Raw genomic sequence first — 22,797 nt, 5'->3', positions numbered from 1 at the left:
TCTGCACCCGAACAACGCCCGGAAAAGCGCACAACCGTCGCCGAGATTCCGCCGTCAAGGGGAACTGCACGAGACGTACGCCCGAGGATCGGGTCGATGTGCACCGGCTACGGCGGCCTCGACCTCGCCGCGCAGGCCGTCTACGGCGGGCAGCTGCGATGGTGCGCCGACAACGATGCGCACGCGACCGCACTGCTGCATCGGCGCTTCCCCCGCGTGCCGAACGTCGGTGACCTGACCGCCGTCGACTGGACCCAGGTCCCGGCCGTCGACATCGTGACGGCCGGGTTCCCGTGCCAGGACATCAGCTTCGCCGGCCACGGCGCCGGCATACGGAAGGGAACTCGCAGTGGACTCTGGCTCACCATCGTCGACGCCCTTCGCGTACTACGACCCGGCCTCGTGCTGCTGGAGAACGTGGCCGCCCTCCGCACACGCGGACTCGCCACGGTTCTCGGGGGCCTTTCCGCCCTCGGGTACGACACGGCATGGACATGCCTTCGAGCATCGGACGTCGGCGCGCCCCACCGCCGCGACCGGATGTTCATCGCTGCTGCCAACACCGCAGTCCCGGGAGTCGCGTGGTCGAACCTGCCCGCGGCGCCGCAAGAAAGGGCGGCATCAGGTCAACCTGTGCGACGTGGTGTGCGCCGACCTGCTGCCGACCCCGACGGCGTCGAACGCCAACGATGGCGAACGGGTGGAGTCGTGGCTGGATCGGGCGGCGAGGCAGCAGCCGTCCCGGGCGATGCCCCTCAGCGTGGCCGTACGGCTCCTGCCGACCCCACGAGCCGGCGATGGCTCCAAGGGCAGCCCGAACCAGCGCGGCTCCAAGGGGGACCTGACACTCCCATCGGCGGCGTTGAGGATCCCGACGACCCGGAGACCGGAGTCGAGTGGGGACCGTACGCACCGGCGATCCGCCGGTGGGAGGCGATCCTCGGACGCCGGGCACCACAGCCCACCGAGACCGGAACCCGGGGACAGCCCCGTCTGAGCGCTCGTTTCGTCGAGTGGATGATGGGCCTGCCCGCCGGATGGATCACCGACATGCCCCTCACCCGCACCGCCCAGCTGCGCCTGCTCGGCAACGGGGTCGTCCCGCTGCAGGCCGTCGTCGCCTTCCGCGAACTCGACGGCATGATGCACACCGGGGCACCCGGCCGAGGCACGCCGTGACCGGCCGACACCGAGGCGGCATTCACACGGCAAGCAGGCGGCAATCGGACGGCGGTCGCGAGATGATCGTCATGCCGCCACACCGCGTAGCCTGCCGCCTGGCGGCAACGACCCCTGCCACGCGGGAACGCCGGGCGGCAGCGTGCGGAGAGCGTCGGCGGCGGGTCGTGCCGGCGTTGCACTCCGAGGGTGCCGTCACGACGCGGACGCGACGACCATCGGCTCCGACGCCCGCGCGCCGTTGTCCACATCCTGTGGACAACGTGCGCCGCAACGGCAGTAGACCAGCGGAAATCCGGTTCGGCAACGGATGTCGGAAACCCTTTGCCGCCTGGTGCCCGCCTGCCGCAGGCGATGCCGGAAGGGAAGATCTGGAGGCCCTGGCGGCACTGGGCGGCAACCACATGTGGCGACGAGCTGCCAGGGGAGCGGCAGGCGAGCGGTCATGCGGCAGTGGAGGGGTGGCATGACGCCGAAGCGACAAAAGGGCTGCTCAGGGGCTCCCAACTCCGGCTCAGCTCCGTACCGTGGTGAACGCGCGGAAGAACGGCAGCCGAAGCGGAGGGTTCGGGTCATCCTGCCGGAGGAACCGCCGGTGCTTGCGCCGAGAGCGGCGCGGGCGCTGCTTCGAGCGCTGATCGAGGCGCACCAGCGACGCGAGAACCGAGCCGGTATCGCGGACACAGAGACCGGCTCGCACCGCGTATCCGACGACGAGGACGGCAGGCATGGCAGCCGCTGAAGCTTCCAATCCCCCTGGAGACGAGGTCGCACCGCAGCGATCCACTCGGCTCCGGTTCGCGTTCTACGGACGTGTCTCCACCGAGGACCAGCAGGACCCCGAAGCGTCTCGACACTGGCAGCTCACCCGGGCCAGGTCCCTGATCGATCCGCACGGCGGAGTGATCGTTGCCGAGTATTTCGATGTGGGGCAGTCCCGGTCGATCCCGTGGCAGCGTCGGCCGCAGGCGAATGAGTTGCTGGTCGAGCTCCGCAATCCCGGCCGGGCGTTCGACGCCGTGGTGATCGGTGAACCCCAGCGGGCGTTCTACGGCAACCAGTACGGGCTCACGATCGAGTTGTTCAAGCACTTCGGCATTCCGCTGTGGGTGCCGGAGATCGGCGGGGCGATCGATCCAGCGAACGAGGCCCACGAGCTGATCATGTCCGTCTTCGGGGGCATCAGCAAAGGCGAGCGCAACCGCATCAAGATCCGCGTGCGCACCGCGATGGCCTCGATCGCGCAGATGGAAGGCCGGTTCCTCGGCGGACGCCCGCCGTATGGCTACCGCCTGGCCGATGCGGGCCCGCACCCCAACCCCGGCAAGGCCGCCGAAGGGCGACGGCTTCACAAGCTCGAACCCGATCCGATCACCGCGGACGTCGTACGGCGGATCTTCGAAGAGTTCCTCGGCCGCAAGGGCATCTACACCGTCGCCGAGGGACTGACCCGCGACGGCATCCCCTCCCCGTCCGCCTACGACCGCAAGCGCAACCGCCACCGCAGTGGCATCGGCTGGTCCAAGAGCGCCGTCCGCGCGATCCTGCAGAACCCCCGTTACACCGGACGGCAGGTGTGGAACAAGCAGCGCAAGGACGAGGTCCTGATCGACATCGATGACGTCGCCCTCGGTCACACGACGAAGATGCGCTGGAACGACACCGATCAGTGGATCTGGTCCGACAAGCCCGCCCACGAACCACTGATCGACACCGACGACTTCGAGTTCGCCCAGGCCCTCTTGGCCGCGAAGGGAAACCGGGCCGTCGTACGAGAGCCACGCCGCGCCAGCCATCCCTACGTACTGCGCAGCCTGTGCCACTGCGGCCTGTGTCATCGCCGGATGCAGGGCAACTGGACCAACGACGCTCCGTACTACCGATGCCGCTACCCGCAGGAATACGCCCTCGCCAACGGGATCGACCATCCCAAGTCCGTCTACGTCCGCGAGGACGAGATCCTCGAGGTCCTGGACGAGTGGCTGGGAGGCGCCTTCAGCCCTGAACGCCTCGACGAAACCATCACCATCCTCGAGCGATCGCAAGGCGAGCTTCCAGGCCAGGAGGCCGCAGAGATCGTCGCCCGGCAGACTCTCGCCGACTGCGATCGCAAGCTCGAACGCCACCGGGCCGCCCTGGAGGCGGGCACCGATCCGAAGATCGTCAAGCAGTGGATCGACGAGGTCAACGCCCAGCGGGCAGCCGCCCAGGCACAGCTCCAGGCCATCGACGACCGCCCTCGCCGCCTGTCGAAAGAGGAGATCGCGACCATGATCGATGCCCTGGCCGACCAGATCGGCGGACTGCGGTTCGCCACCCCAAAGAGAAAGGCCGAGATCTACGGCAACCTCGGCCTCAAGCTCACCTACAAGCCCCACGAACGCATCGTGCGCGCTGAGATGATTCTCAACGCGCACGGTATGGGCAAACTGTCGTGTCCGAGGGGGGACTTGAACCCCCATGCCCCGTAAAGGGCACTAGCACCTCAAGCTAGCGCGTCTGCCTATTCCGCCACCCGGACCTGGTGACCTCCGCGGCTTCCCGCATCGGCTGCCACAGGTTAGCAAATCCCCGGTGATGCCGCGAAGTCGGTTTCGGCCGAGGGTGGGGTCGCCGAGAGGGGAGGGGCCTGAGGGAGGATGGTGCCGCCGGAACAACCTGGGCGAATCGAGCCGGACGCCGGTGATCGGCCGCTCTGCGGCTGGTACGTCCCGGTTCGGCGCCGCGCACGCGAGGAGGCAATGTGAGTAATCCTTCGGCGGAGGATGAGGTCGTCCAGCTGTGCAGCGACCTGATCCGCATCGACACCTCGAATCCGGGGGACCACAGCGGGCCGGGGGAGCGGGCGGCCGCGGAGTACGTCGCGGAGAAGCTTTCCGAAGTCGGCCTCGAGCCGAAGATCTACGAGTCGCACGCGAAGCGGTCGAGTGTGGTCGTACGGATCGAGGGGACCGATCCGCAGCGGGACGCCTTGTTGATCCATGGGCATCTGGACGTCGTTCCGGCGCGTAGGGAGGACTGGACCCGCGATCCGTTCGGCGGGGAGGTCGCCGACGGCTGCGTGTGGGGGCGTGGCGCGGTCGACATGAAGGACATGGACGCGATGGTCCTCGCGGTGATCCGGGAGCGGCTGCGTCAGGGCCGGCGGCCGGAGCGCGACGTCGTGCTGGCCTTCCTCGCGGACGAGGAGGCGGGCGGTAAGTGGGGTGCGCACTGGCTGGTCGACAACCATCCGGAGCTGTTCGAGGGGTGCACGGAGGCGATCGGGGAGGTCGGCGGGTTCAGTCTGACGCTGCCGAACGACGAGCGCCTGTACCTGATCGAGACCGCCGAGAAGGGCCTGGCCTGGATGCGGTTGATCGCGGAGGGTACGGCCGGGCACGGGTCGATGGTGCATCCGGACAACGCGGTCACGGCGCTGGCGGCGGCGGTCGCGCGACTGGGTGAGCATGAGTTCCCCGTACGGCTCACGAAGACGGTGCGCGCCTTCCTGGAAGAGGTGTGCGACGCGACGGGGATCGAATTCGACTCGGACGACATCGAGAAGACGGTCCGCGATCTCGGGCCGTTGTCTCGAATGATCGGCGCGACCCTCAGAAACACCCTGAATCCGTCTGTTCTGGACGCAGGTTACAAGACCAACGTAATTCCGCAGAGCGCCACCGCTCAGGTGGACGGGCGATTCCTGCCAGGGCACGAGGAGGAGTTCTTCGCGACCGTCGACGAACTGCTCGGCGAACACGTCCGCCGGGAGTTCGTCCACCACGACATCGCGGTGGAGACGGAGTTCGACGGGCCGCTGGTCGCGGCCATGGCGGCGGCGCTGAGGGCGCACGACCCGCAGGCCCGGCCGGTGCCGTACTGCCTGTCGGGCGGGACGGACGCGAAGTCGTTCGCCACGCTCGGCATTCGCTGCTTCGGTTTCGCGCCATTGAAACTGCCGAAGGATATGGATTTTTCCGGAATGTTCCACGGCATCGATGAGCGCGTTCCCGTCGACGGTCTCCGTTTCGGGGTAAATGTCCTCGACCATTTTCTTGATCACGCCTGAAAAACGGCTCCGATTGTCGATTCAATGCTCTCCGTGGTGATAGCGTGACTCAGCGTACGGAACGCCTTTGCGTTCCGCGCGGTGGGTCGATGCCAAGGAGGGCGCGTGGTGTCCAGGTGGTCGTGGTCACGGGGGTCCGCCTCCGTCGCGTGCCGCCTGGGTCTCCTCGCGCGGTCGATCGCTCGACGCCCACGAGGCGTCCCCGCACGCGTGATCGACCCATGCCTGCTCAGCGTCCCCGCAAAGGCGGTCGCCCGACACCCGCACGGTGTCTCCGCACGGGTCCCACACCCGCATGGCGTCTCCCTACGGGACGGCGTCTCCGTACGGGTCCCACACCCGCACGGCGTCTCCCTACGGGACGGCGTCTCCGTACGGGTCCCACGCTCGCGCGGCGTCTCCCTACGGGGCCGACGCTCGCACGGCGTCGCCGTACGGGCGGTCGTCTCGCGCCTGCGCGGCGTCCTCGCGCGGCCGGTCACCCGGCGCCTGCTCGCCATGGCGGGCGTCGCCGTCGCCGGCTGGCTTCTCGGGGCCGCCGGGCAGGCACACGCCGACACCGTTCCGGGAGCACGCCTTCCCCATGCGGCCGCGCCGGCGGGCGGGCATGTCACCGCGACCTCGCGTGACGTGCCGCCGCTGCGCATTGCCGCACCGGCCGTGCAGTTTCCCCGGACGGCTCTGCGGCATCCACACTCACCGCTGATTCCCGCTTTGCCGTCACAGGCGGCGGGCGGAGTGGCTGGAGCCCTCCGGCCCGGCACATCGAAGATCACGGCGGATCCTTCTCGGGCACCGCGGCAGTCCGGTCATGGCCGGCGCGCCGTGACCGGGCAGTCCGGTCACGGCAATCGAGCCATGGCCGGGCGTTCCGGCCATGGCCACCGTGTCGCGGCCGGGGGCAGGCCGGTGACGAGCACCGGTCCGTTCGCCGCAACGGGGGCGTCCGAGAAGGCATCCGCCGTTCACAAGACCCGTTCCCGGGGTTCCGCGCCGGCCGTGCCACGGATGCCGCGACCCCTGCCGCACCGGGCACAGGCGCTTCCGCCGTCCGTCGGTGACGGCCTCACCCAGGAGGCGGGGCTCTGGCGCGCCCCCGGGTTCGGGGCGGCCTCGGGCCGCCCGCGGTCGTCCGCCCTCCTCGTGGGGGCGGTTCCGCCGGCCGTCCGCACTGCAGCGGACGAGCCTTCCTTTTCGCCTGACTAGTTCCCCCATCACCGGCCCGGCCCCCGCCGGGTCGAGGCGTGCCCGCATTCCCGCGGCCACGCCGTGAATCCCCCCCATGCGAGACGTCCTTCGGACTCACGAGAGACGTTCTCCGATCTCTGTAATGAAGGAGCTTCATCCATGCCTACGTGGGCGAAGAGCACCGCGCGTGCCACCCTGCTCACCGCGAGTTTCGTCGCGCTCGGTGCCGGTCCGGCCCTTGCCGACGTCACCGACGGCACCGGCAGCGTGCTCGGCGGCAACCAGATCAAGGCGCCCGTCTCGGCGCCCGTCGACGTCAGCGGCAATGCGCTCGCCGTCGCCGGCCGCTCGGTCGCCGGCTCGACGGGCGGCGCGTCCGTGCGCCGCGGCGACCCCGGCGGCGGGCAGTCGACCTCAGGACGCCACAGCGTCGGCGGCGGCAACCAGGTCGACGCACCCGTCAGCGCACCCGTGAACGCCTGCGGCAACGCCGTCGCCGTCTTCGGCCGATCCGCGGCCGGCTGCGAGGGCGGCGCCGCCGTCTCCGGCGGTCACGGCGGATACATGTTCGGAGGCGGGCACACGACCGGAAAGGGCTCCGTGCTCGGCGGCAACCAGATCAACGCCCCCATCAGCGCGCCAGTGAACCTCTGCGGCAACTCGGCGGCCGTGCTCGGCGCGGCGGTCGCCGGCTGCAAGGGCGGCGCGGCGGTCCGGCCCGGTGGCTACGGCAACGGCACCGGGGGATCGACCTCCGGGCGGCACAGCGTCGGCGGCGGCAACCAGGTCAACGTTCCGATCAAGGCCCCCGTCAACGTGTGCGGCAACGCCGTCGGCCACGCGGTCGCCGGGTGTGAGGGCGGCGCGGCGGTCACCGGTCCCGGGTCCACCAGCGGCGGCCGTACGAGCGGTCGGCACAGCGTCCTCGGCGGCAACCAGGTGAACGTCCCGGTGACCGCGCCGATCAACGTCTGCGGCAACGCCGCCGCGGTCCTCGGCGACGCGGTCGCCGGCTGCGAGGGCGTCATACCGCCCGTGCGCGGCGGCTCCGGCGCCGGCGGCCGTACCAGCGGTCGGCACAGCGTCGGGGGCGGCAACCAGGCCACCGTCCCCGTGACCGCGCCGATCAACGTCTGCGGCAACGCCGCCGCCGTCATCGGCCACGCGATCGCCGGCTGCGCCGGGGGCGCGGGGGCCACCGGGGGCGACCACTGCGCCTCCTCGCACCACTCCTTCCACACGATGCGGGCGCCGCTGAGCGAGCTTCCGCAGCTGCCGGGCACGTCGCCGCGTACGGGAGCGGTGGCGGCGAACCCGGCGGCCATGCCGGTGTTCCCCCGGCTGCGGTTCCAGCCGATCCGGCACCTGACCGCGCCCGTCGCGCCGGCGATCCCCGACGCGCCGAAGCCGCCCGTCGCGGTCCCGGTCCCCCCGACCGGGCGGAGCACCTCGGGGAACGCGCCCGTTCCGACTCTTTCGGCCGGGGAGAACACCCCCGTTCCGTCCCTCCCGACCGGGGGGAACATCCCCGCCCCATCCATCCCCGCCCCATCCATCCCGGCCACAGGAAACACCTCGGCCGCTGGGAACACCTCCGCCCCGGCCGAAGGTGCCGTCCCGACCTCCCAGTCCGGGCAGAGCGCCCCCGTCGCGGCGGGCCGCCTGGACGATCTCGCCGGCGGGATCGCGGGTGCCCTGCCGGACCTGCCGAAGCCGGTCCGGGTCGGTGCCCCGGTGAGCGGCCGGCCGACTGCGGCCGGCACGGCGAAGACCGGCTCCCCCATCGGCTCCGCTGTCACCGGGACCGGTGTCGCCGACGCGATCCCCGGGGCTCGGGCGCTACCCGACCTACCGAGCGTCCCGGTCACCCGGCCAGTTCCGCAGGCGGGAGCCGCGCTGCCCGTCCCGGGCCGGTTCGGTGTGCGGCCGGTGAGCGGGCAGCCGGAACGGATCCCCTCGATGCGGACGGTGGCGGCGCAGGAGCCGGCTCAGGCGGAGCGGGGAGCGCTGGCCGCCCTCGCGCTGGCCGGGCTGCTCGCCGCGTCGTCCGGCGCGATCTCGATGGTCCGCCGCTTCCGCGACCGCTGAACCGCGTCGCGACCGCTGAACCGCGTCGCGACCGCTGAACCGCGTCGCGACGGCTGAACCGCGTCGCGACGGCTGAGGCTCAGCCGCGATGGCCGAGGCCTGGCAGCAACGACTGAGGCCCGGCCCCAACGACCGAGGCTCGGCTGCGACGGCTGAGGCCGGTCGCGACCACTGAGGCCCGGTCGGCCATGATCGCGGGGGCGCGCCCGCCGAGGAACGGCTGACCGTGATCTCGAGCACTCCTTTGCCTGGCCCGGAGACCCCGGGCCAGGCAAAGTCCATCACCGACCATACAAGCCTCATGACGGGGCGTAGCAAAACCTTGTGTCGGACCAGGCAAAGCCCTATGAAAGGGAAAGTTCACGCCAAGCCGTGCCTTGCGCTCACGTGCAGGGCACATTGCTGTAGCGTCGAAGGGGCCGAGAACTGGCGGCCCCTACATGGTGCGCGTCGCGCGGATGACCTTGCGTCGGAGCTGGATTCGCCGGCGTCCGTCGGGGTACACCCGCACCCGGACGAGTTCCCACCCGCCGTGTTCGGCGTGCTCGACCATCACTTGCCTGGCGGCATCCCGTGTCGTGCCGCGCGGCAGGTGTAGTACTAGGTAGGAGTACTCCAGCATTGGCCTTATTCTGCTCCGTCTAGGGGTCCTCACGGGGAGCGTGTGATCCTCTTCCGCGGAACCGGTCTACCGCGTCGCACGTTGACCGGCTTCGGGGTGGCACTTGATGACTCCCGCCGCAGTCGAGATTTGTGAGGTTCAAGCACCGTGCCCGACAGCAACGGCACCACGAGGTCCAACGGCAACCGCCTGGTGATCGTCGAGTCGCCTGCCAAGGCCAAGACGATCGCGGGGTATCTCGGCCGTGGCTACGTCGTGGAGTCCAGTATCGGCCACATCCGCGATCTCCCGGAGAAAGCAGCCGATATTCCGGCGAAGTACAAGGGTGAATCATGGGCCCGGCTCGGTGTGAACGTCGATCATGACTTCGAGCCACTGTACGTCGTGAACGCGGACAAGAAACAGCAGGTCGCCAAGCTTAAGAAGCTGCTGCAGGACGCCGACGAGCTCTTCCTCGCGACGGATGAGGACCGCGAGGGCGAGGCGATCGCCTGGCACCTCCGCGAGGTACTGAAACCGAAGGTGCCGGTGCACCGCATGGTGTTCAACGAGATCACCCGGGACGCCATCCGCGCCGCTGCCGAGAACCCTCGCGACCTGAACATCAAGCTCGTCGACGCGCAGGAGACCCGGCGCATCCTCGACCGCCTGTACGGCTACGAGGTCAGCCCGGTGCTGTGGAAGAAGGTCATGCCGAAGCTGTCGGCGGGCCGGGTGCAGAGCGTCGAGGTCCGCCTGGTGGTCGAGCGGGAGCGCGAGCGCATCGCGTTCGTCCCGGCGCACTACTGGGACCTGTCGGCGACGTTCGACACCGGCAAGCCGGAAGAGCCCTCCTCTTTCGCGGCCACTCTCGTTTCACTGGACGGCAAGCGGGTCGCTCAGGGCCGCGACTTCACCGCGCAGGGCACGCTGAAGACGCAGGACGTCCTGCACCTGGACGAGGCCGCCGCGCGGGGCCTGGCCGAGCGCTTGCGCGACCGGCCATACGCCGTCACGTCGGTGGAGCGCAAGCCGTACCGCCGCAGCCCCTACGCCCCGTTCCGTACGACGACGCTGCAGCAGGAGGCCAGCCGCAAGCTGGGCTTCTCGGCGAAGTACACGATGCAGGTCGCGCAGCGGCTGTACGAGAACGGCTTCATCACCTATATGCGAACCGACAGCATCACGCTGTCGGAGACGGCGATCAAGGCCGCGCGCAGCCAGGCCAAGGCGCTGTACGGCGCCGACTACATTCCGGACAAGCCGCGCGTCTACCAGAGCAAGGTGAAGAACGCCCAGGAGGCGCACGAGGCGATCCGCCCGGCCGGCGACAGCTTCCGCACCCCGGGCGAGACCGGGCTGTCCGGCGACCAGTTCAAGCTGTACGAGCTGATCTGGAAGCGCACCGTCGCCAGCCAGATGAAGGACGCCACGGGGCAGTCGGTGTCCGTCCGGGTCGGCGGCGAGTCGACGACCGGCGAGCGGGCCGAGTTCGGCGCGTCCGGAAAGATCATCACCTTCTACGGTTTCCTCAAGGCGTACGTCGAGGGCGCGGACGACCCGGCGTCGGACCGCGACGACCAGGAGCGTCGCCTGCCGCAGCTGGCGGAGGACGACCCGCTCACCGCGACGGAGCTGGACGCCGACGGCCACTCGACGCGGCCGCCGGCCCGCTACACCGAGGCCAGCCTGGTCAAGGACCTGGAGGATCGGGAGATCGGCCGGCCGTCGACGTACGCGAGCACGATCGGAACGATCCTCGACCGCGGGTACATCTTCAAGAAGGGCACCGCGCTGGTGCCGTCGTTCCTGGCGTTCGCCGTGGTCAATCTGCTGGAGAAGCACTTCGGCCACCTCGTCGACTACGACTTCACCGCGCGCATGGAGGACGGCCTCGACGAGATCGCCCGCGGTGAGGCCGAGCGGGTGCGCTGGCTGCGGCGCTTCTACTTCGGCGACAACGGCGACGAGGGACTCAGGGACCTGGTCAACCACCTCGGCGAGATCGACGCCAAGGAGATCAGCTCGTTCCCGATCCTGGACAGCGACATCATGATCCGGGTCGGGCGCTACGGGCCGTACCTCGACCGGGACGGCGAGCGGGTCAACATTCCCGACGACACGGTGCCGGACGAGCTGACCAAGGAGAAGGCCGAGGAGCTGTTCGCGCAGCCGAACGGCGACCGCGAGCTGGGCATCGACCCGGGGACCAAGCACCCGATCGTGGCCAAGAAGGGCCGGTTCGGGCCGTACGTTACCGAGATCCTGCCGGACGACGCTCCGAAGAGCGCCAAGCCGCGTACGGCCTCGCTGTTCGCGTCGATGGCGCTGGACACCGTGACGCTCGAGGACGCCCTGAAGCTGCTGTCGCTGCCCCGCACCCTGGGCGAGATCGACGGCGAGCCGGTCACCGCGCAGAACGGCCGGTTCGGCCCGTACCTCAAGAAGGGCACGGACAGCCGGTCGCTGCAGAGCGAGGACCAGCTGTTCACGGCCACCATCGAGGAGGCCAAGGAGATCTTCGCCCAGCCGAAGCAGCGCGGGCGGGGCCGGGCGGCTGCGACGCCGCCGCTGCGCGAGCTGGGGGAGGACCCGGCCAGCAAGACTAAGATCGTCATCAAAGAGGGACGTTTCGGCCCATACGTCACCGACGGCGAGACCAACGCCAGCCTGCGAAAAGGCGACGAAGTCGAGTCGATCACCATGCAGCGGGCGCTCGAGCTCCTCGCCGAGCGTCGCGAAAAGGTGGCTGCGGGTGGCGGAAAGAAGCCGGCCCGGCGGCGTACGGCGAAGTCTCGTTCCTGACCCTCTGAGGTGGATACGCTGACACAATGACCAGAACGGGCAGCTCTCCCGGTGTGCTGTCGATCAAGCCGTTTCGTCGGCTCTGGATCGCGCTTTCGTTGTCCAGCTTCGGCGATTGGCTGAGCATCCTGGCGTTGACCGCGCTGGCCGGCTCGCTCACCAAGGGCTCCGCCGAGAACTACGCGATCGGCGGCGTCCTCGTCGTCAAACTGCTCCCGGCGCTGGTCTTCGGGCCGCTCGCCGGTGCGGTGGCCGACCGCTTCGACCGCCGCACCACGATGGTGATCGCGGACATCCTGCGGTTCAGCCTGTTCCTGTCGATCCCGATCGTGGGCCGCCTCGACTGGCTGTACATCGCGACCTTCCTGATCGAGGTCGTGACGCTGTTCTGGATCCCGGCCAAGGAGGCCACGGTCCCGAACCTCGTGCCGAAGGACCGTCTGGAGAAGGCCAACCAGCTCAGCCTGATCTCGACGTACGGCTCCGCGCCGGTGGCGGCGGGGACGTTCTCGGTGCTGGCGCTGATCGCGGGCGTGGTGTTCTCGAACCAGCGCCAGCAGGCCAACCTCGCGCTGTACATCAACGCGGTGACGTTCCTGGTCTCCGCGATCACGATCTTCACACTGCGCGAGATCCCCCGGCAGGGCGGCAAGGTCTCGGTCCCGTCGATCCTCAAGCAGATCATTGCGGGCTGGCGGTTCGTCGGCTCGACGCCGCTGGTACGCGGCCTGACCGTCGGGATCGTCGGCGCGTTCGCGGCGGGCGGCGCGGTGATCGGCATCGCCAAGGTCTACGTCAAGGCCCTCGGCGGGGGCGACGCCGCGTACGGTGTCGTCTTCGGCATGGTGTTCGTCGGCATGGCGATCGGGATGTTCATGGCGCCCCGCATCCTGAAGGACTTCAGCCGCCGACGCCTGTTCGGCCTGTCGATCATCGGGGCGGGCATCGCCCTCGCGCTGATCGCGATCATCCAGAACCTCGTCATCGTCGCCCTGCTGACGGCCGTCCTGGGGACCGGTGCGGGCATCGCCTGGGTGGTCGGCTACACGCTCGTCGGCCTGGAGGTCGAGGACAGCGTGCGCGGGCGCACCTGGGCGTTCCTCCAGTCGCTCGTCCGCGTCGTGCTGCTGCTCGTGATCGCCGCCGTGCCGTTCATCGCGGGCGCCGTCGGCGACCACCTCCTGAAGTACGGCAAGAACGGCGTCTACCACTTCGGCGGCCCCAACGCCGTCCTGCTGCTCGGCGCGCTGGTCGCCGTCATCGTGGGCCTGCTCGCCTACCGGCAGATGGACGACCGCAAGGGCATCCCGCTGTCCCGCGACCTGATGGCGGCGCTGCGCGGCGAGGTGTACACCCCCGAGGAGCCCGGCAGCGGCGAGCGCGGGGTGTTCCTCGCGTTCGAGGGCGGCGAGGGCGCCGGGAAGACCACCCAGGCGCGTCTGCTCGCGATCTGGCTCCGCGACCAGGGCTTCGACGTCGTCACGACCCGCGAGCCCGGCTCGTCGAAGATGGGCATGCGGCTGCGCGCGATCCTGCTCGACAAGGAGACCACGAACCTGTCCTCCCGCGCCGAGACCCTGCTGTACGCCGCCGACCGGGCGCAGCACGTCGCCGAGGTCATCCGCCCGGCGCTGCAGCGCGGCGCGATCGTCGTCACCGACCGGTACGTCGACTCGTCCCTGGCCTACCAGGGCGCCGGCCGCGAGCTGAAGGTCAAGGAGATCGCCGAGGTGAACGGCTGGGCCACCGGCGGCCTCACGCCCGACCTGACGATCATCCTGGATGTGCCGTCCGAGGTCGGGCTGGGCCGGTTCGCCTCCCCGGCCGACCGGATCGAGTCCGAGCCGCGGGAGTTCCACGAGCGCGTACGCCGCGGGTTCCGCGCTCTCGCCGAGGCCGAGCCGCACCGGTACCTCGTGATCGACGGCACCCAGCCGCAGCAGGAGATCAGCCGGCAGATCCACGACCGGGTCCGCGCCATCCTGCCCGACCCCGTCCCCGCCACCGCCGAGGCCGTCACCAGCACGATGCCGATCATCAGCGACTGATCAGAGGGGAACGGCCCCTGGATGATCCAGGGGCCGCTCCGGCCGGGCCTCACACGTTGTAGACCCACTTCGACGTCCACACCCGGATCCACGTGCCGGGCGGGTAGGGCCGCCCGTTCGTGAAGATCCAGTGGTTCTTGGAGCGGAAGCAGTCGACGTCGGGCCAGTGGGGGGAGCCGTAGGAGTTGGAATTGCGCCCCGGCGGGAGGTTGCGGCGCAGGGAACCGGGCTGGCAGGTGAGGTGCGAGCTCGAGTCGCGGGCCAGCTCCAGGGTGCTGCTGCTGCGGTTGTACACGATCCCGCAGGGCTTCACGCCTCCACAGGTCGCGTCCGCATGCGCCGCGGGCGCGCCCCCGATGACGGCGCCGGCGAGCGCGCTCGAAAGCGCCCCGGTGATCACGGCCGTCCGCTTCATGGACAGTCCCTTCTTTCTTGGCCGACATATCGCCGGCCGACTGGTGGAAAATGCGGATTAACCCCGTGCCGAGCATTTCGGCGTCCGCAGTGAAAGCCTCCCTGAGCGTCCTTCTTTGGGACAAGGGCGTGGGCGGTGTGAGATCTCGTGGGATACGATGACCCCGTTCACCTGAGGCGATGCGCCGCTCTGGGACGGTTTCGGGAGGCGCGCCGCAGGGGTCAGACGGCGGACGGGATCCCGGCCACGGGGGTGGCGACATCCGGAAATGACCGAGTCGCAGACACCTCAGACGTTCGCGGACCTTCTCAGCGCGTTGAAACGGCGCAGTGGCCAAAGCTTTGAATCACTGGGCCGCAGGGCGAATATCAGCAGGTCAACGCTTCATCGATATTGCACGGGCGACAGCGTTCCGCCGAATTTCGGTCTCGTCGAGCGCATCGCGAACGCCTGCGGCGCCACCCGCGAGGAGTCGGCGGAGCTCTACCGCAGCTGGGTCATCGCCGACGGAGGAGCCGACCCTCTCCCACCCTCCCGGGAGGAGTCTGCGGAGGTCGGATCCGCCGGGGAGGGGACTGCAGAGGTCCTGTCCGCGGGGGAAGAGGTCCGGTCCGCTGCCATGAAGGGGACCCGGTCCGTTGAGGTCCCGGTCACGGATCGCGAGGAGGCCCTGTCCGCTTCCGCTCCGGCCCCGGACGCCGGTGGCGCTCCCCGTCGAACGCTTCGGCCCCGAGGGCGTCGCCAGGGCCGGCGGCTCGTTCTCGCGGCGGCCGTGGCGGTCACCCTGCTGCTGGCGGGCTGGAGCGACACCATCGACCGTGGGCCGGTGACGATGATGCCCGCGGGCGGCCCGCAGCAGATCACCGGGCCGGACTGGGCGGAGGCGCCGACGCGGGTGCCGCCGACGCTGTTCGGGGTGACCGTCGCGAGCTCCACCGGTGACATGCCGGGGTTCCCGGTCGGGGCCGTACGGCTGTGGGACAGCCGCACCCGCTGGGCCGACCTGGAGCCCGGACGCGGACGGTTCGCCTGGCCGACCCTCGATCGCCTGGTCGCCGGAGCGGGCCGGGCACGGCTGCCGGTGCTGCTGACGCTGGGCGGCACTCCGGCGTGGGCGAGTCCGAGTGGCCCGCTGGGCCCGTACGACGACGGCTCGCGGGCCGCGCCGCCGGATCACCTGACGGACTGGGACGGCTTCGTACGAGCCCTGGTCGACCGTTATCGAGGGCGCGTCGCCGCCTATGAGCTGTGGGTGATGGGCAACGACCCGCACTACTACAACGGCCGGGTCGAGACCCTTGTGGAGATGACACGCAGGGCGAGCCGGATCATCAAGGGCGCCGACGCCCGCGCCACCGTCGTCTGCCCGTCGATGGGCCGCCTGTGGACCGCGGAGGGGGCGGCCGTGCTGCGGCGGTTCGCCGAACTGGGCGGTTACCGCTACTGCGACGCCGCCGGTGTGAAGCTCCACCAGCGCAGGGCGAGCGACCCGCCGGAGACGATGCTCACGCTGACCGGGGAGATCGACCGAATCCTCCACGAGGCCGGCGTCCGCCCGCCCCTGTGGAACACCGGCACCGCCTACGACTTCCCCCTGCAGACGCCTCTTCCCCAGGGGACCGCCGCCGCGTACGCCGCGCGGTTCTACCTCGTCGGCCTCTACGCGCGCTTCGCCAGGATGTACTTCTACAGCTGGGGCAACGCGCATCTGCCGATCACCCTGCAGGCGGACGGCGGAGCGCCGACCGCCGCGGCGAACGCGGTCGCACGGTTGCAGGTGTGGCTGCGCGACGCCAGGATCACCTCGTGCGGCCATGGCGCGGCCATCGGCGTTCCCGCGAACGTGTGGCGATGCCGCTTCACCGCGCCCGGCGAGACACGGACGGTGTACTGGACCGACACGGGCAGCGCCCGCGTCGCGGTAGGGCCGGGTGCGCGGGGACTGGACCGTATCGAGGGCGGCGGCACGACCGTCCACGCGGGCGACGCCCTGCCTGTCACCCAGAGCCCCGTCCTGGTCCGCTCCTCATAACACCGGTGACCTCCGGTGGCCGGTGTGCCGGCCGGTTCGGGTCCTCCTCATGTCCCCGGCCCTGCGACGTGCGCTCCGGCGGCCGGCGCCGGCCACCGGCATCGAGCGCTCCGGCGGTCGATGCCGGCCGTTCGAGTCCTCCTCATGTCCCCAGCCCCGCGACGTGCGCTCCGGTGGCCGGCGTCGGCCGTCGGCATCGAGCGCTCCGGTGGCCGGTGTCAGCCATTAGCATCGAGTACGCCCGCGGGTCGGCAGGCCAGGGCTTGGAGGAGATCGACGCGTGACGGTGTACGACGATCTGGTCGGGCAGGGGCCCGTCATCGAGCAGTTGCAGGCCGCCGCTGCCGCCGGGGCGCGGGCCCTGGCCGGCGAGGGCGGCGGCGGGATGACGCACGCCTGGCTGTTCACCGGGCCGCCCGGGTCGGGCCGCTCGACCGCCGCCCGTGCCTTCGCCGCCGCGCTGCTGTGTCCCGACCAGGGATGCGGGCACTGCGCGTCCTGTCACCAGGTGCTGTCCGGCACCCACGCCGACGTCGAGGTCGTCCGTCCGGCCGGCCTGTCGTACGGCGTGCGGGAGACCCGTGAGCTGGTGCTGCGGGCCGCCTCGTCGCCGACCGGCGGGAGGTGGCGCATCGTGCTGTTCGAGGACGCCGACCGGTCCACCGAGCAGGCGGCGAACGCCCTGCTCAAGGCCATCGAGGAGCCCCCGGCCCGTACGGTCTGGCTGCTGTGCGCGCCGTCGCCGGACGACCTGGTCGTCACGATCCGGTCCCGCTGCCGCCTCGTGACGCTGCGGACGCCGCCCGCGCACGCGGTCGCCGACGTGCTCGTACGTCGGGACGGGATCGACCCGGACGTGGCGGCCACCGCGGCCCGGGCCGCGCAGGGGCACGTGGGGCGGGCGAAGCGCCTGGCCACCGACGAGCAGGCACGCCGCCGCCGCGCCGACGTGCTGGCCGTCCCGGGCCGGCTGACCGGCGTCGGTCCCGCCGTCGTGGCCGCCGAGGCCCTCGTGAAGGCGGCGGAGGCCGAGGCCAAGGAGCTGAGCGCGGAGAAGGACGGGGAGGAGACCGCCGCGCTGCGTCAGGCGCTCGGTGAGAGCGCCAAGGGCCGCATGCCGCGCGGCACCGCCGGCGCCCTCAAGGAGCTGGAAGACCGCCAGAAGTCCCGGACGACCCGAATGAAGCGCGACGCCCTCGACCGGGCTCTTCTCGACCTGGCCTCCTACTACCGGGACCTGCTGGTCGTGCAGCTCGGCGCCGGCGTCGAGCTGGTCAACGCCGACCGTGTCCGGGAGCTGCGGTCGGCCGGGGGCACGCCGGAGGCCACACTCCACCGCCTGGAGGCGATCATGGAGTGCCGGGAGCGCCTGGAAGCCAATGTCAACCCGCTGCTCGCGGTCGAGGCCATGGCGATGGCCCTGCGCACCGGCTGATCCCCTTCTGCGGGCGGCCCCTCGCACACCCGCTGACCTCGCTCTGGCCATTACCGGCCACAGGTCTCATACGTCGCAACACTGGACGAACCACGCACTCAACCGTTCTGATGCCTCCATTGCCGGTTCTTTACCGGCACTCGGTTGACATACCTGGAGGTGTGCAGTGCGGCGCGCCATCATTCTCGTCGCCTGTGCCGCCGTCACGGCGGCACTCGCGGCACCCGCGCAGGCGGGGCCGACGGCGACGACCTCGGCCGACGGAACGGCCGCGGAGTACGTCGTGCTCTACAAGGACGGCGTCTCCCTCGAGACGGCCCACGCGGCGATCCGAGCCGCGGGCGGCACGATCGTCCGGGAGAACACGGATGTGGGCCTGGCCACCGTCCGCTCGACGCGCGCCGCGTTCGGCGCCGACGCCCGGCGGCAGCCCGCCGTCGAGGGGGTCGCGCGGGACCGTGCCGTCGGCGAGGCGCCCAAGGTGACGCACCGGGCGGCCGACAAGAACATCGCGGTCGAGAAGGAAGGCCGCGACGGCAAGGAAGGGCGCGACGGCGGAACCCGCGCCACCACCGCGAAGGTGAAGGGCGATCCGCTGGCCGGCAGCCAGTGGGACATGCAGAAGATCCACGCGACCGCCGACGGGTCGTACCGCGTGGAGCCCGGCAATCGCGGAGTGCGCGTCGGGGTCATCGACACCGGCATCGACGGCAACCACCCCGACATCCGGGCGAACTTCGACCGCGGCCTCAGCCGCAACTTCACCAAGGACATCCCGGTCGACGCCAACGGCACCGAGGTCGACGGTCCCTGTGAGCACCCCTCCTGCGTCGACCCGGTCGACGAGGACGACAACGAGCACGGCACGCACGTCGCCTCGACGATCGCCTCCCCGCTCAACGGGCTCGGCATGGCGGGCGTGGCGCCGAACGTCACTCTCGTCAACATCCGGGCCGGGCAGGACTCGGGCTACTTCTTCCTGCAGCCGGTGGTGGACGCGCTCACGTACGCGGGAGACGCCGGGATCGACGTCGTCAACATGAGCTTCTACACCGACCCGTGGCTGTTCAACTGCCCGGACAACCCGGCCGACTCGGCGGAGTACCAGGCCGAGCAGCGTACGGTGATCGCGGCCTCCGAGCGGGCGCTGGCCTACGCCCACCGGCACGGCGTCACGCTGGTGTCGGCGGCGGGCAACGGCGCCACCGACTACACCAAGACGATCGTCGACGCCTCCAGCCCGGACTACGCGGCCAAGCCCGGCGAGGCGCCGTACAGTCGTACGATCCCGCCGAGCTGCATTTCCGAGCCCAGCGAGGGCCGGAACGTCATCTCGGTCTCCTCGGTCGGCATCAGCGGCCGGAAGGCGTACTACTCCGACTACGGCAACGGGTACGTGGACGTCGCCGCGCCCGGCGGTGACGTGTACGACACCGCCGACGGCAAGCGCGACGTGACGAAGGGCATCCTCGCGGCCTACCCGGAGTCGCTGGCCCGGGCGCGCGGCGAGCTGAACGCCGACGGCACGCCGAACGTCCCGTACGTCGTCCGCGACTGCAAGGGCACGACCTGCGGCTACTACCAGTACCTGCAGGGCACCTCGATGGCCTCCCCGCACGCCGCCGGCGTCGCGGCGCTCATCGTCAGCCGGTACGGGCACCGCGACCCGAGGCACGGCGGCCTGACCCTGTCCCCGGACGTGGTCCAGCGGATCATGCAGGGCACGGCCACCGAACAGCCCTGCCCGTCGCCGCGCGCCTTCACCTACACCCGGTACGTCCTGCAGTCGGACGGCACGTACCAGAAGGTGACCGATACCCACACTTGTGAGGGTTCGACCCGTCACAACGGCTTCTTCGGCAGCGGCCTCGTCGACGCGCTGCACGCCGTCGGCCGCTGACGCGCTCCATCCGAAGCCACGGCCCACTACGGGTGGGCCGTGGCTTCGTCGCGCGGGCGGGTCACAGGTCGGAGCCGCCGGTGACGTCGATCCAGTCCGCGGTCACCCAGCGCGCGTCGTCGGAGGCGACGAACGCGACGACGTCGGCCACGTCCTCCGGCCGGCCGACGCGTCCGAGCGTGGCCCGGGCGGCGGCGGCCGCCTCGGCCTCCGGGTCGCGCAGCCAGGAGGCGTTGACGTCGGTGTCGATGATGCCGGGCGCCACCGTGTTGACGGTGATGCCGCGCGGGCCGAGTTGCTGGGCGAGGGTGCGGGTGAAGGTGTCCAGCGCGCCCTTGGTCATCGCGTAGGTGATGATCTCCGGCATCGCGATCCGGGTGACGCCGGAGGAGATGTTGACGATCCGGCCGCCGTCGCGGAGCCGGGGCAGGGCCCGCTGGGTGATGAAGAACGGCGCGCGGGCGTTGACCGCGAAGACCCGCTCGAACTCCTCCGGCGTGGTGTTCTCGAAGTCGCTGGACGTCGCGATGGCCGCGTTGTTCACCAGGATGTCGAGGCCGTCGAACTCCTCGTCCAGCCGGGCGAACAGCGTGTCCACCGCGTCCGGCGCGCCCAGCTCCGCGCGGACGGCGAACGCCCGATCCTCCCCGATCGCCGCCACCGTCTCCTTGGCCGCCGCCTCGTTGCTGCCGTAGTGCACCGCGACGCGCGCGCCGTCGGCGGCCAGGCGTTCCGCGATCGCCCTGCCGATGCCCCGGCTCGCCCCGGTCACCAGGGCCGTACGGCCGCTCAGGTCGCTCATCCCTCACTCCTTTATGTAGCGATCGATACAGTTAAGGACTGTAGCTTGATTTTTTAGTGATCGCTACACTCGGGTCATGGCCAAGGGACGACCGCGGACGTTCGACCGCGACGAGGCGCTGGACCGGGCGACCATGGAGTTCTGGCGGCACGGCTACGAGGCCACCTCGATCGCCGGGCTCACCGGGGCGATGGGCATCAACCCGCCGAGCCTGTACGCCGCGTTCGGCGACAAGCGGCGGCTGTTCACCGAGGTGGTCGAGCGCTACCAGCGGTCGTACGGGGCGTTCGCGGCGCGCGCCCTGGACGAGGAGCCGACCGCCCGCGCGGCGATCGAGCGCGTCCTACGCGAGGCCGCGGCCGAGTACACCGACCCGGCCCACCCATGGGGCTGCCTGATCATCTGTGCGGCGGTCAACTGCGGGTCCCCGGACGTCGAGGCGGAGATGCGCGACCGGCGGGAGGCTTCCAAGGCGGTGATCCGCGACCGGATCGCCGCCGACGTCGAGGCCGGGCACCTCCCCACCGGCGCGGATCCCGACGCGCTGGCCACCTTCTACGCGGCCACGATCCAAGGCATGTCCACCCAGGCCCGCGACGGCGCGCCCCGCGAGCGGCTGGAGGCCGTCGCCGACCTGGCCATGCGCGCCTGGCCGTCCTCGATGGATCGTCCACAGCCTGTGGATGCCGGACCGTCGTGTGCTGATTAGTCTTGCCGCATGCCGTACCGCGTCACGTTCGTCTGCACGGGCAACATCTGCCGCTCCCCGATGGCCGAGCACATCTTCCGCCGGCACGTCCAGGATGAAGCCCTCGACGTGGAGGTGGACAGTTCCGGCACCGGGCGCTGGCACGTCGGAGACCCCGCCGACCACCGCACCGTCGCGACGCTGCGCCGCGCCGGATACACCTCCTCGCACCGGGCGCGCCAGTTCGAGCCGGCCTGGTTCGACCACTACGACCTGATCCTCGCGCTGGACGAGAGCCACCAGCGCGACCTGCGTCGCCTGGCCCCCGACGAGGAGGCCACGGGCAAGATCCGCCTGCTGCGCGAGTTCGACCCGGACGCCCGCGACCTCGACGTCGCCGACCCGTACTACAGCCGCGACTCGGCCTTCGATGAGGTCCGCGAGCAGATCGAGGCGGCCGTGCCGGGCCTGCTCGACCACGTCCGCGAAGAGCTCAAGAACACCGACTGACCATGGAGCGGCTGCTCGGCACACTCGTCGCGGACGTCGCCGACCTCGGCACGAGCCACGAGTGGTCGCTGCGCCGGGTCACCCTCGCCGACGGGCGCAGGGTCTTCGTCAAGGAGGCCCGGCGCAGGATCGACGGCCTCTTCGCGGCCGAGGCGGCCGGGCTCCGCTGGCTGCGCGACGGCTGGCGACAGGCGACCGGCGCGGAGACACCGAGGGTGCCGGGGACGCCGGGGGAGAAGTCCCGAGAGAAGACGCCCGACGAGGAGACGCCCGGCGAGAAGACCTTCGGCGGGGAGACGCCTGCGGCGAAGGCGTCCGTTGAGGGGACACAGGAGGAGGAGTCGTCGGGCGGGGCGAGGCCCCGAGAGAAGACGCCCGGGGGGAAATCGTCCGGTGACGAGGAGTCCGGGCCCGTTCCCGAGGTGCTCGCCGTCGATGACACGAGGCTTGTCCTGCCGTGGATCGAGAGCGGGTCGCCGACGCCGGAGGCGGCCGAGCGGTTCGGCCGGGAACTGGCCGTCCTGCACGGCGCGGGCGCGGAGGCGTACGGCGCGCCGTGGCGCGGCTACATCGCCTCCCTGCCGCTGGACAACGCCCGGGGCTCGTCGTGGCCGGAGTGGTACGCCGAGCGCCGCGTCCTGCCGTACGTCCGGATGGCGGTCAACTGCGGAGCCCTGTCAGCGGGTGACGCGGCAGAACTTGAGCGCGCCGCCGAGCGCATCCCCGACGTCGCCGGACCCGAGGAGCCGCCCGCGCGGATCCACGGCGACCTGTGGTCCGGCAACCTCCTGTGGGGCCGCGACCGGGCGTGGCTGATCGACCCGGCGGCGCACGCCGGGCACCGGGAGACCGACCTGGCCATGCTGGCGCTGTTCGGCGCGCCGCAGCTGGAGCGGATCCTCGCCGCGTACGACGAGACGGCGCCGCTCGCGGACGGCTGGCGGGCGCGGGTGCCGCTGCATCAGCTGCACCCGCTGCTCGTCCACGTCGTCCTGTTCGGCTCGTCCTACCGCGCCCAGACTCTGGCCGCGGCACGGTCCGTACTCACTTCCTGA

Annotated in this window: 16 protein-coding genes, 1 tRNA gene and 1 pseudogene; 13 read left to right on the top strand and 5 right to left on the bottom strand. The window is 70.8% G+C overall.

The features are described from left to right. Nucleotides 1-96 precede the first annotated feature (96 nt). Together dcm and ACQP2O_RS50920 are read left to right on the top strand one after the other, a co-directional pair. Nucleotides 97-1,179 carry a DNA (cytosine-5-)-methyltransferase gene (dcm, locus tag ACQP2O_RS50925; protein ID WP_433177288.1) on the top strand — a complete coding sequence of 361 codons (1,083 nt, stop codon included), beginning with the start codon at nucleotides 97-99 and terminating at the stop codon, nucleotides 1,177-1,179. Between the two features lie 728 nt (nucleotides 1,180-1,907). Beyond that, the gene (locus ACQP2O_RS50920) at nucleotides 1,908-3,650 is read left to right on the top strand and encodes a recombinase family protein (protein WP_433177286.1); all 1,743 of its coding nucleotides are present in this window, start codon (nucleotides 1,908-1,910) and stop codon (nucleotides 3,648-3,650) included. Here ACQP2O_RS50920 and ACQP2O_RS50915 read toward each other — a convergent pair. After that, a tRNA-Leu gene (locus ACQP2O_RS50915) sits at nucleotides 3,615-3,700 on the bottom strand. The genes ACQP2O_RS50920 and ACQP2O_RS50915 overlap by 36 nt on opposite strands. Nucleotides 3,701-3,922: 222 nt before the next feature. On the opposite strand from ACQP2O_RS50915, the gene ACQP2O_RS50910 reads away from it, so the two are divergent. Continuing rightward, nucleotides 3,923-5,230: a M20/M25/M40 family metallo-hydrolase gene (locus tag ACQP2O_RS50910; protein WP_433177284.1), complete on the top strand. Its 1,308-nt coding sequence runs from the start codon at nucleotides 3,923-3,925 to the stop codon at nucleotides 5,228-5,230. Nucleotides 5,231-5,632: 402 nt separating this feature from the next. Here the strand turns inward: ACQP2O_RS50910 and ACQP2O_RS50905 are convergent, their stop codons facing one another. Then, the gene (locus ACQP2O_RS50905; RefSeq protein WP_433177283.1) at nucleotides 5,633-5,920 is read right to left on the bottom strand and encodes a hypothetical protein; all 288 of its coding nucleotides are present in this window, start codon (nucleotides 5,918-5,920) and stop codon (nucleotides 5,633-5,635) included. A gap of 657 nt (nucleotides 5,921-6,577) precedes the next feature. On the opposite strand from ACQP2O_RS50905, the gene ACQP2O_RS50900 reads away from it, so the two are divergent. Then, nucleotides 6,578-8,506 (top strand): chaplin family protein, encoded by a 1,929-nt coding sequence (locus ACQP2O_RS50900; protein WP_433177282.1) that lies wholly within the window; start codon nucleotides 6,578-6,580, stop codon nucleotides 8,504-8,506. A gap of 436 nt (nucleotides 8,507-8,942) precedes the next feature. On the opposite strand, the gene ACQP2O_RS50895 is transcribed toward ACQP2O_RS50900, so the two are convergent. Continuing rightward, complete coding sequence (locus ACQP2O_RS50895; protein WP_345428742.1) at nucleotides 8,943-9,128, bottom strand: DUF5703 family protein; 186 nt, start codon at nucleotides 9,126-9,128, stop codon at nucleotides 8,943-8,945. Nucleotides 9,129-9,275: 147 nt separating this feature from the next. Here ACQP2O_RS50895 and topA point away from each other — a divergent pair, with 147 nt between their 5' ends. After that, nucleotides 9,276-11,912: a type I DNA topoisomerase gene (gene topA / locus ACQP2O_RS50890; RefSeq protein ID WP_433177280.1), complete on the top strand. Its 2,637-nt coding sequence runs from the start codon at nucleotides 9,276-9,278 to the stop codon at nucleotides 11,910-11,912. Nucleotides 11,913-11,938: 26 nt separating this feature from the next. Continuing rightward, entirely contained in the window at nucleotides 11,939-13,960 is a 2,022-nt protein-coding gene (gene tmk / locus ACQP2O_RS50885; protein ID WP_433177278.1) for a dTMP kinase, read from the top strand. A 49-nt stretch (nucleotides 13,961-14,009) separates the two neighbouring features. Here the strand turns inward: tmk and ACQP2O_RS50880 are convergent, their stop codons facing one another. Continuing rightward, nucleotides 14,010-14,375, bottom strand: coding sequence for a hypothetical protein (locus tag ACQP2O_RS50880; protein WP_433177277.1), 366 nt, complete (start codon nucleotides 14,373-14,375; stop codon nucleotides 14,010-14,012). Nucleotides 14,376-14,643: 268 nt separating this feature from the next. Here ACQP2O_RS50880 and ACQP2O_RS50875 point away from each other — a divergent pair. From ACQP2O_RS50875 to ACQP2O_RS50860, 4 genes and pseudogenes are all read left to right on the top strand, one after another. Continuing rightward, a pseudogene (locus ACQP2O_RS50875) lies at nucleotides 14,644-14,847 on the top strand (helix-turn-helix domain-containing protein); the annotation flags it as partial. A gap of 300 nt (nucleotides 14,848-15,147) precedes the next feature. Then, nucleotides 15,148-16,407 carry a hypothetical protein gene (locus tag ACQP2O_RS50870; RefSeq protein ID WP_433191572.1) on the top strand — a complete coding sequence of 420 codons (1,260 nt, stop codon included), beginning with the start codon at nucleotides 15,148-15,150 and terminating at the stop codon, nucleotides 16,405-16,407. 280 nt (nucleotides 16,408-16,687) lie between these two features. After that, the gene (locus tag ACQP2O_RS50865) at nucleotides 16,688-17,842 is read left to right on the top strand and encodes a DNA polymerase III subunit delta' (protein ID WP_433177275.1); all 1,155 of its coding nucleotides are present in this window, start codon (nucleotides 16,688-16,690) and stop codon (nucleotides 17,840-17,842) included. A gap of 166 nt (nucleotides 17,843-18,008) precedes the next feature. Then, nucleotides 18,009-19,742 carry a S8 family peptidase gene (locus tag ACQP2O_RS50860; RefSeq protein ID WP_433177273.1) on the top strand — a complete coding sequence of 578 codons (1,734 nt, stop codon included), beginning with the start codon at nucleotides 18,009-18,011 and terminating at the stop codon, nucleotides 19,740-19,742. A gap of 61 nt (nucleotides 19,743-19,803) precedes the next feature. Here the strand turns inward: ACQP2O_RS50860 and ACQP2O_RS50855 are convergent, their stop codons facing one another. After that, nucleotides 19,804-20,544, bottom strand: coding sequence for an SDR family NAD(P)-dependent oxidoreductase (locus tag ACQP2O_RS50855; protein WP_433177272.1), 741 nt, complete (start codon nucleotides 20,542-20,544; stop codon nucleotides 19,804-19,806). A 76-nt stretch (nucleotides 20,545-20,620) separates the two neighbouring features. Here ACQP2O_RS50855 and ACQP2O_RS50850 point away from each other — a divergent pair, with 76 nt between their 5' ends. Genes ACQP2O_RS50850 through ACQP2O_RS50840 form a run of 3 tightly spaced genes read left to right on the top strand, consistent with a single transcriptional unit; the run spans nucleotide 20,621 to nucleotide 22,797 of the window. After that, nucleotides 20,621-21,253 (top strand): TetR/AcrR family transcriptional regulator, encoded by a 633-nt coding sequence (locus ACQP2O_RS50850; RefSeq protein WP_433177271.1) that lies wholly within the window; start codon nucleotides 20,621-20,623, stop codon nucleotides 21,251-21,253. A 9-nt stretch (nucleotides 21,254-21,262) separates the two neighbouring features. Next, nucleotides 21,263-21,742, top strand: coding sequence for a low molecular weight protein-tyrosine-phosphatase (locus ACQP2O_RS50845; protein ID WP_433177269.1), 480 nt, complete (start codon nucleotides 21,263-21,265; stop codon nucleotides 21,740-21,742). A gap of 2 nt (nucleotides 21,743-21,744) precedes the next feature. After that, entirely contained in the window at nucleotides 21,745-22,797 is a 1,053-nt protein-coding gene (locus ACQP2O_RS50840; protein ID WP_433177267.1) for a fructosamine kinase family protein, read from the top strand.

It is taken from the genome of Actinoallomurus sp. CA-150999, assembly GCF_050942425.1.
GTDB lineage: Bacteria > Actinomycetota > Actinomycetes > Streptosporangiales > Streptosporangiaceae > Actinoallomurus.
This window is presented reverse-complemented; position numbering and strand designations above follow the sequence as displayed.

Excerpts from the sequence above, each read along its gene's own strand:
- ACQP2O_RS50880 (WP_433177277.1), bottom strand. The coding sequence starts at position 14,375 with ATGAAGCGGACGGCCGTGATCACCGGGGCGCTTTCGAGCGCGCTCGCC.
- ACQP2O_RS50905 (WP_433177283.1), bottom strand. The coding sequence starts at position 5,920 with ATGCCGCAGAGCCGTCCGGGGAAACTGCACGGCCGGTGCGGCAATGCG.
- ACQP2O_RS50855 (WP_433177272.1), bottom strand. The coding sequence starts at position 20,544 with ATGAGCGACCTGAGCGGCCGTACGGCCCTGGTGACCGGGGCGAGCCGG.
- ACQP2O_RS50850 (WP_433177271.1), top strand. The coding sequence starts at position 20,621 with ATGGCCAAGGGACGACCGCGGACGTTCGACCGCGACGAGGCGCTGGAC.
- dcm (WP_433177288.1), top strand. The coding sequence starts at position 97 with ATGTGCACCGGCTACGGCGGCCTCGACCTCGCCGCGCAGGCCGTCTAC.
- ACQP2O_RS50895 (WP_345428742.1), bottom strand. The coding sequence starts at position 9,128 with ATGCTGGAGTACTCCTACCTAGTACTACACCTGCCGCGCGGCACGACA.
- ACQP2O_RS50900 (WP_433177282.1), top strand. The coding sequence starts at position 6,578 with ATGCCTACGTGGGCGAAGAGCACCGCGCGTGCCACCCTGCTCACCGCG.
- ACQP2O_RS50840 (WP_433177267.1), top strand. The coding sequence starts at position 21,745 with ATGGAGCGGCTGCTCGGCACACTCGTCGCGGACGTCGCCGACCTCGGC.
- tmk (WP_433177278.1), top strand. The coding sequence starts at position 11,939 with ATGACCAGAACGGGCAGCTCTCCCGGTGTGCTGTCGATCAAGCCGTTT.
- ACQP2O_RS50920 (WP_433177286.1), top strand. The coding sequence starts at position 1,908 with ATGGCAGCCGCTGAAGCTTCCAATCCCCCTGGAGACGAGGTCGCACCG.
- ACQP2O_RS50845 (WP_433177269.1), top strand. The coding sequence starts at position 21,263 with ATGCCGTACCGCGTCACGTTCGTCTGCACGGGCAACATCTGCCGCTCC.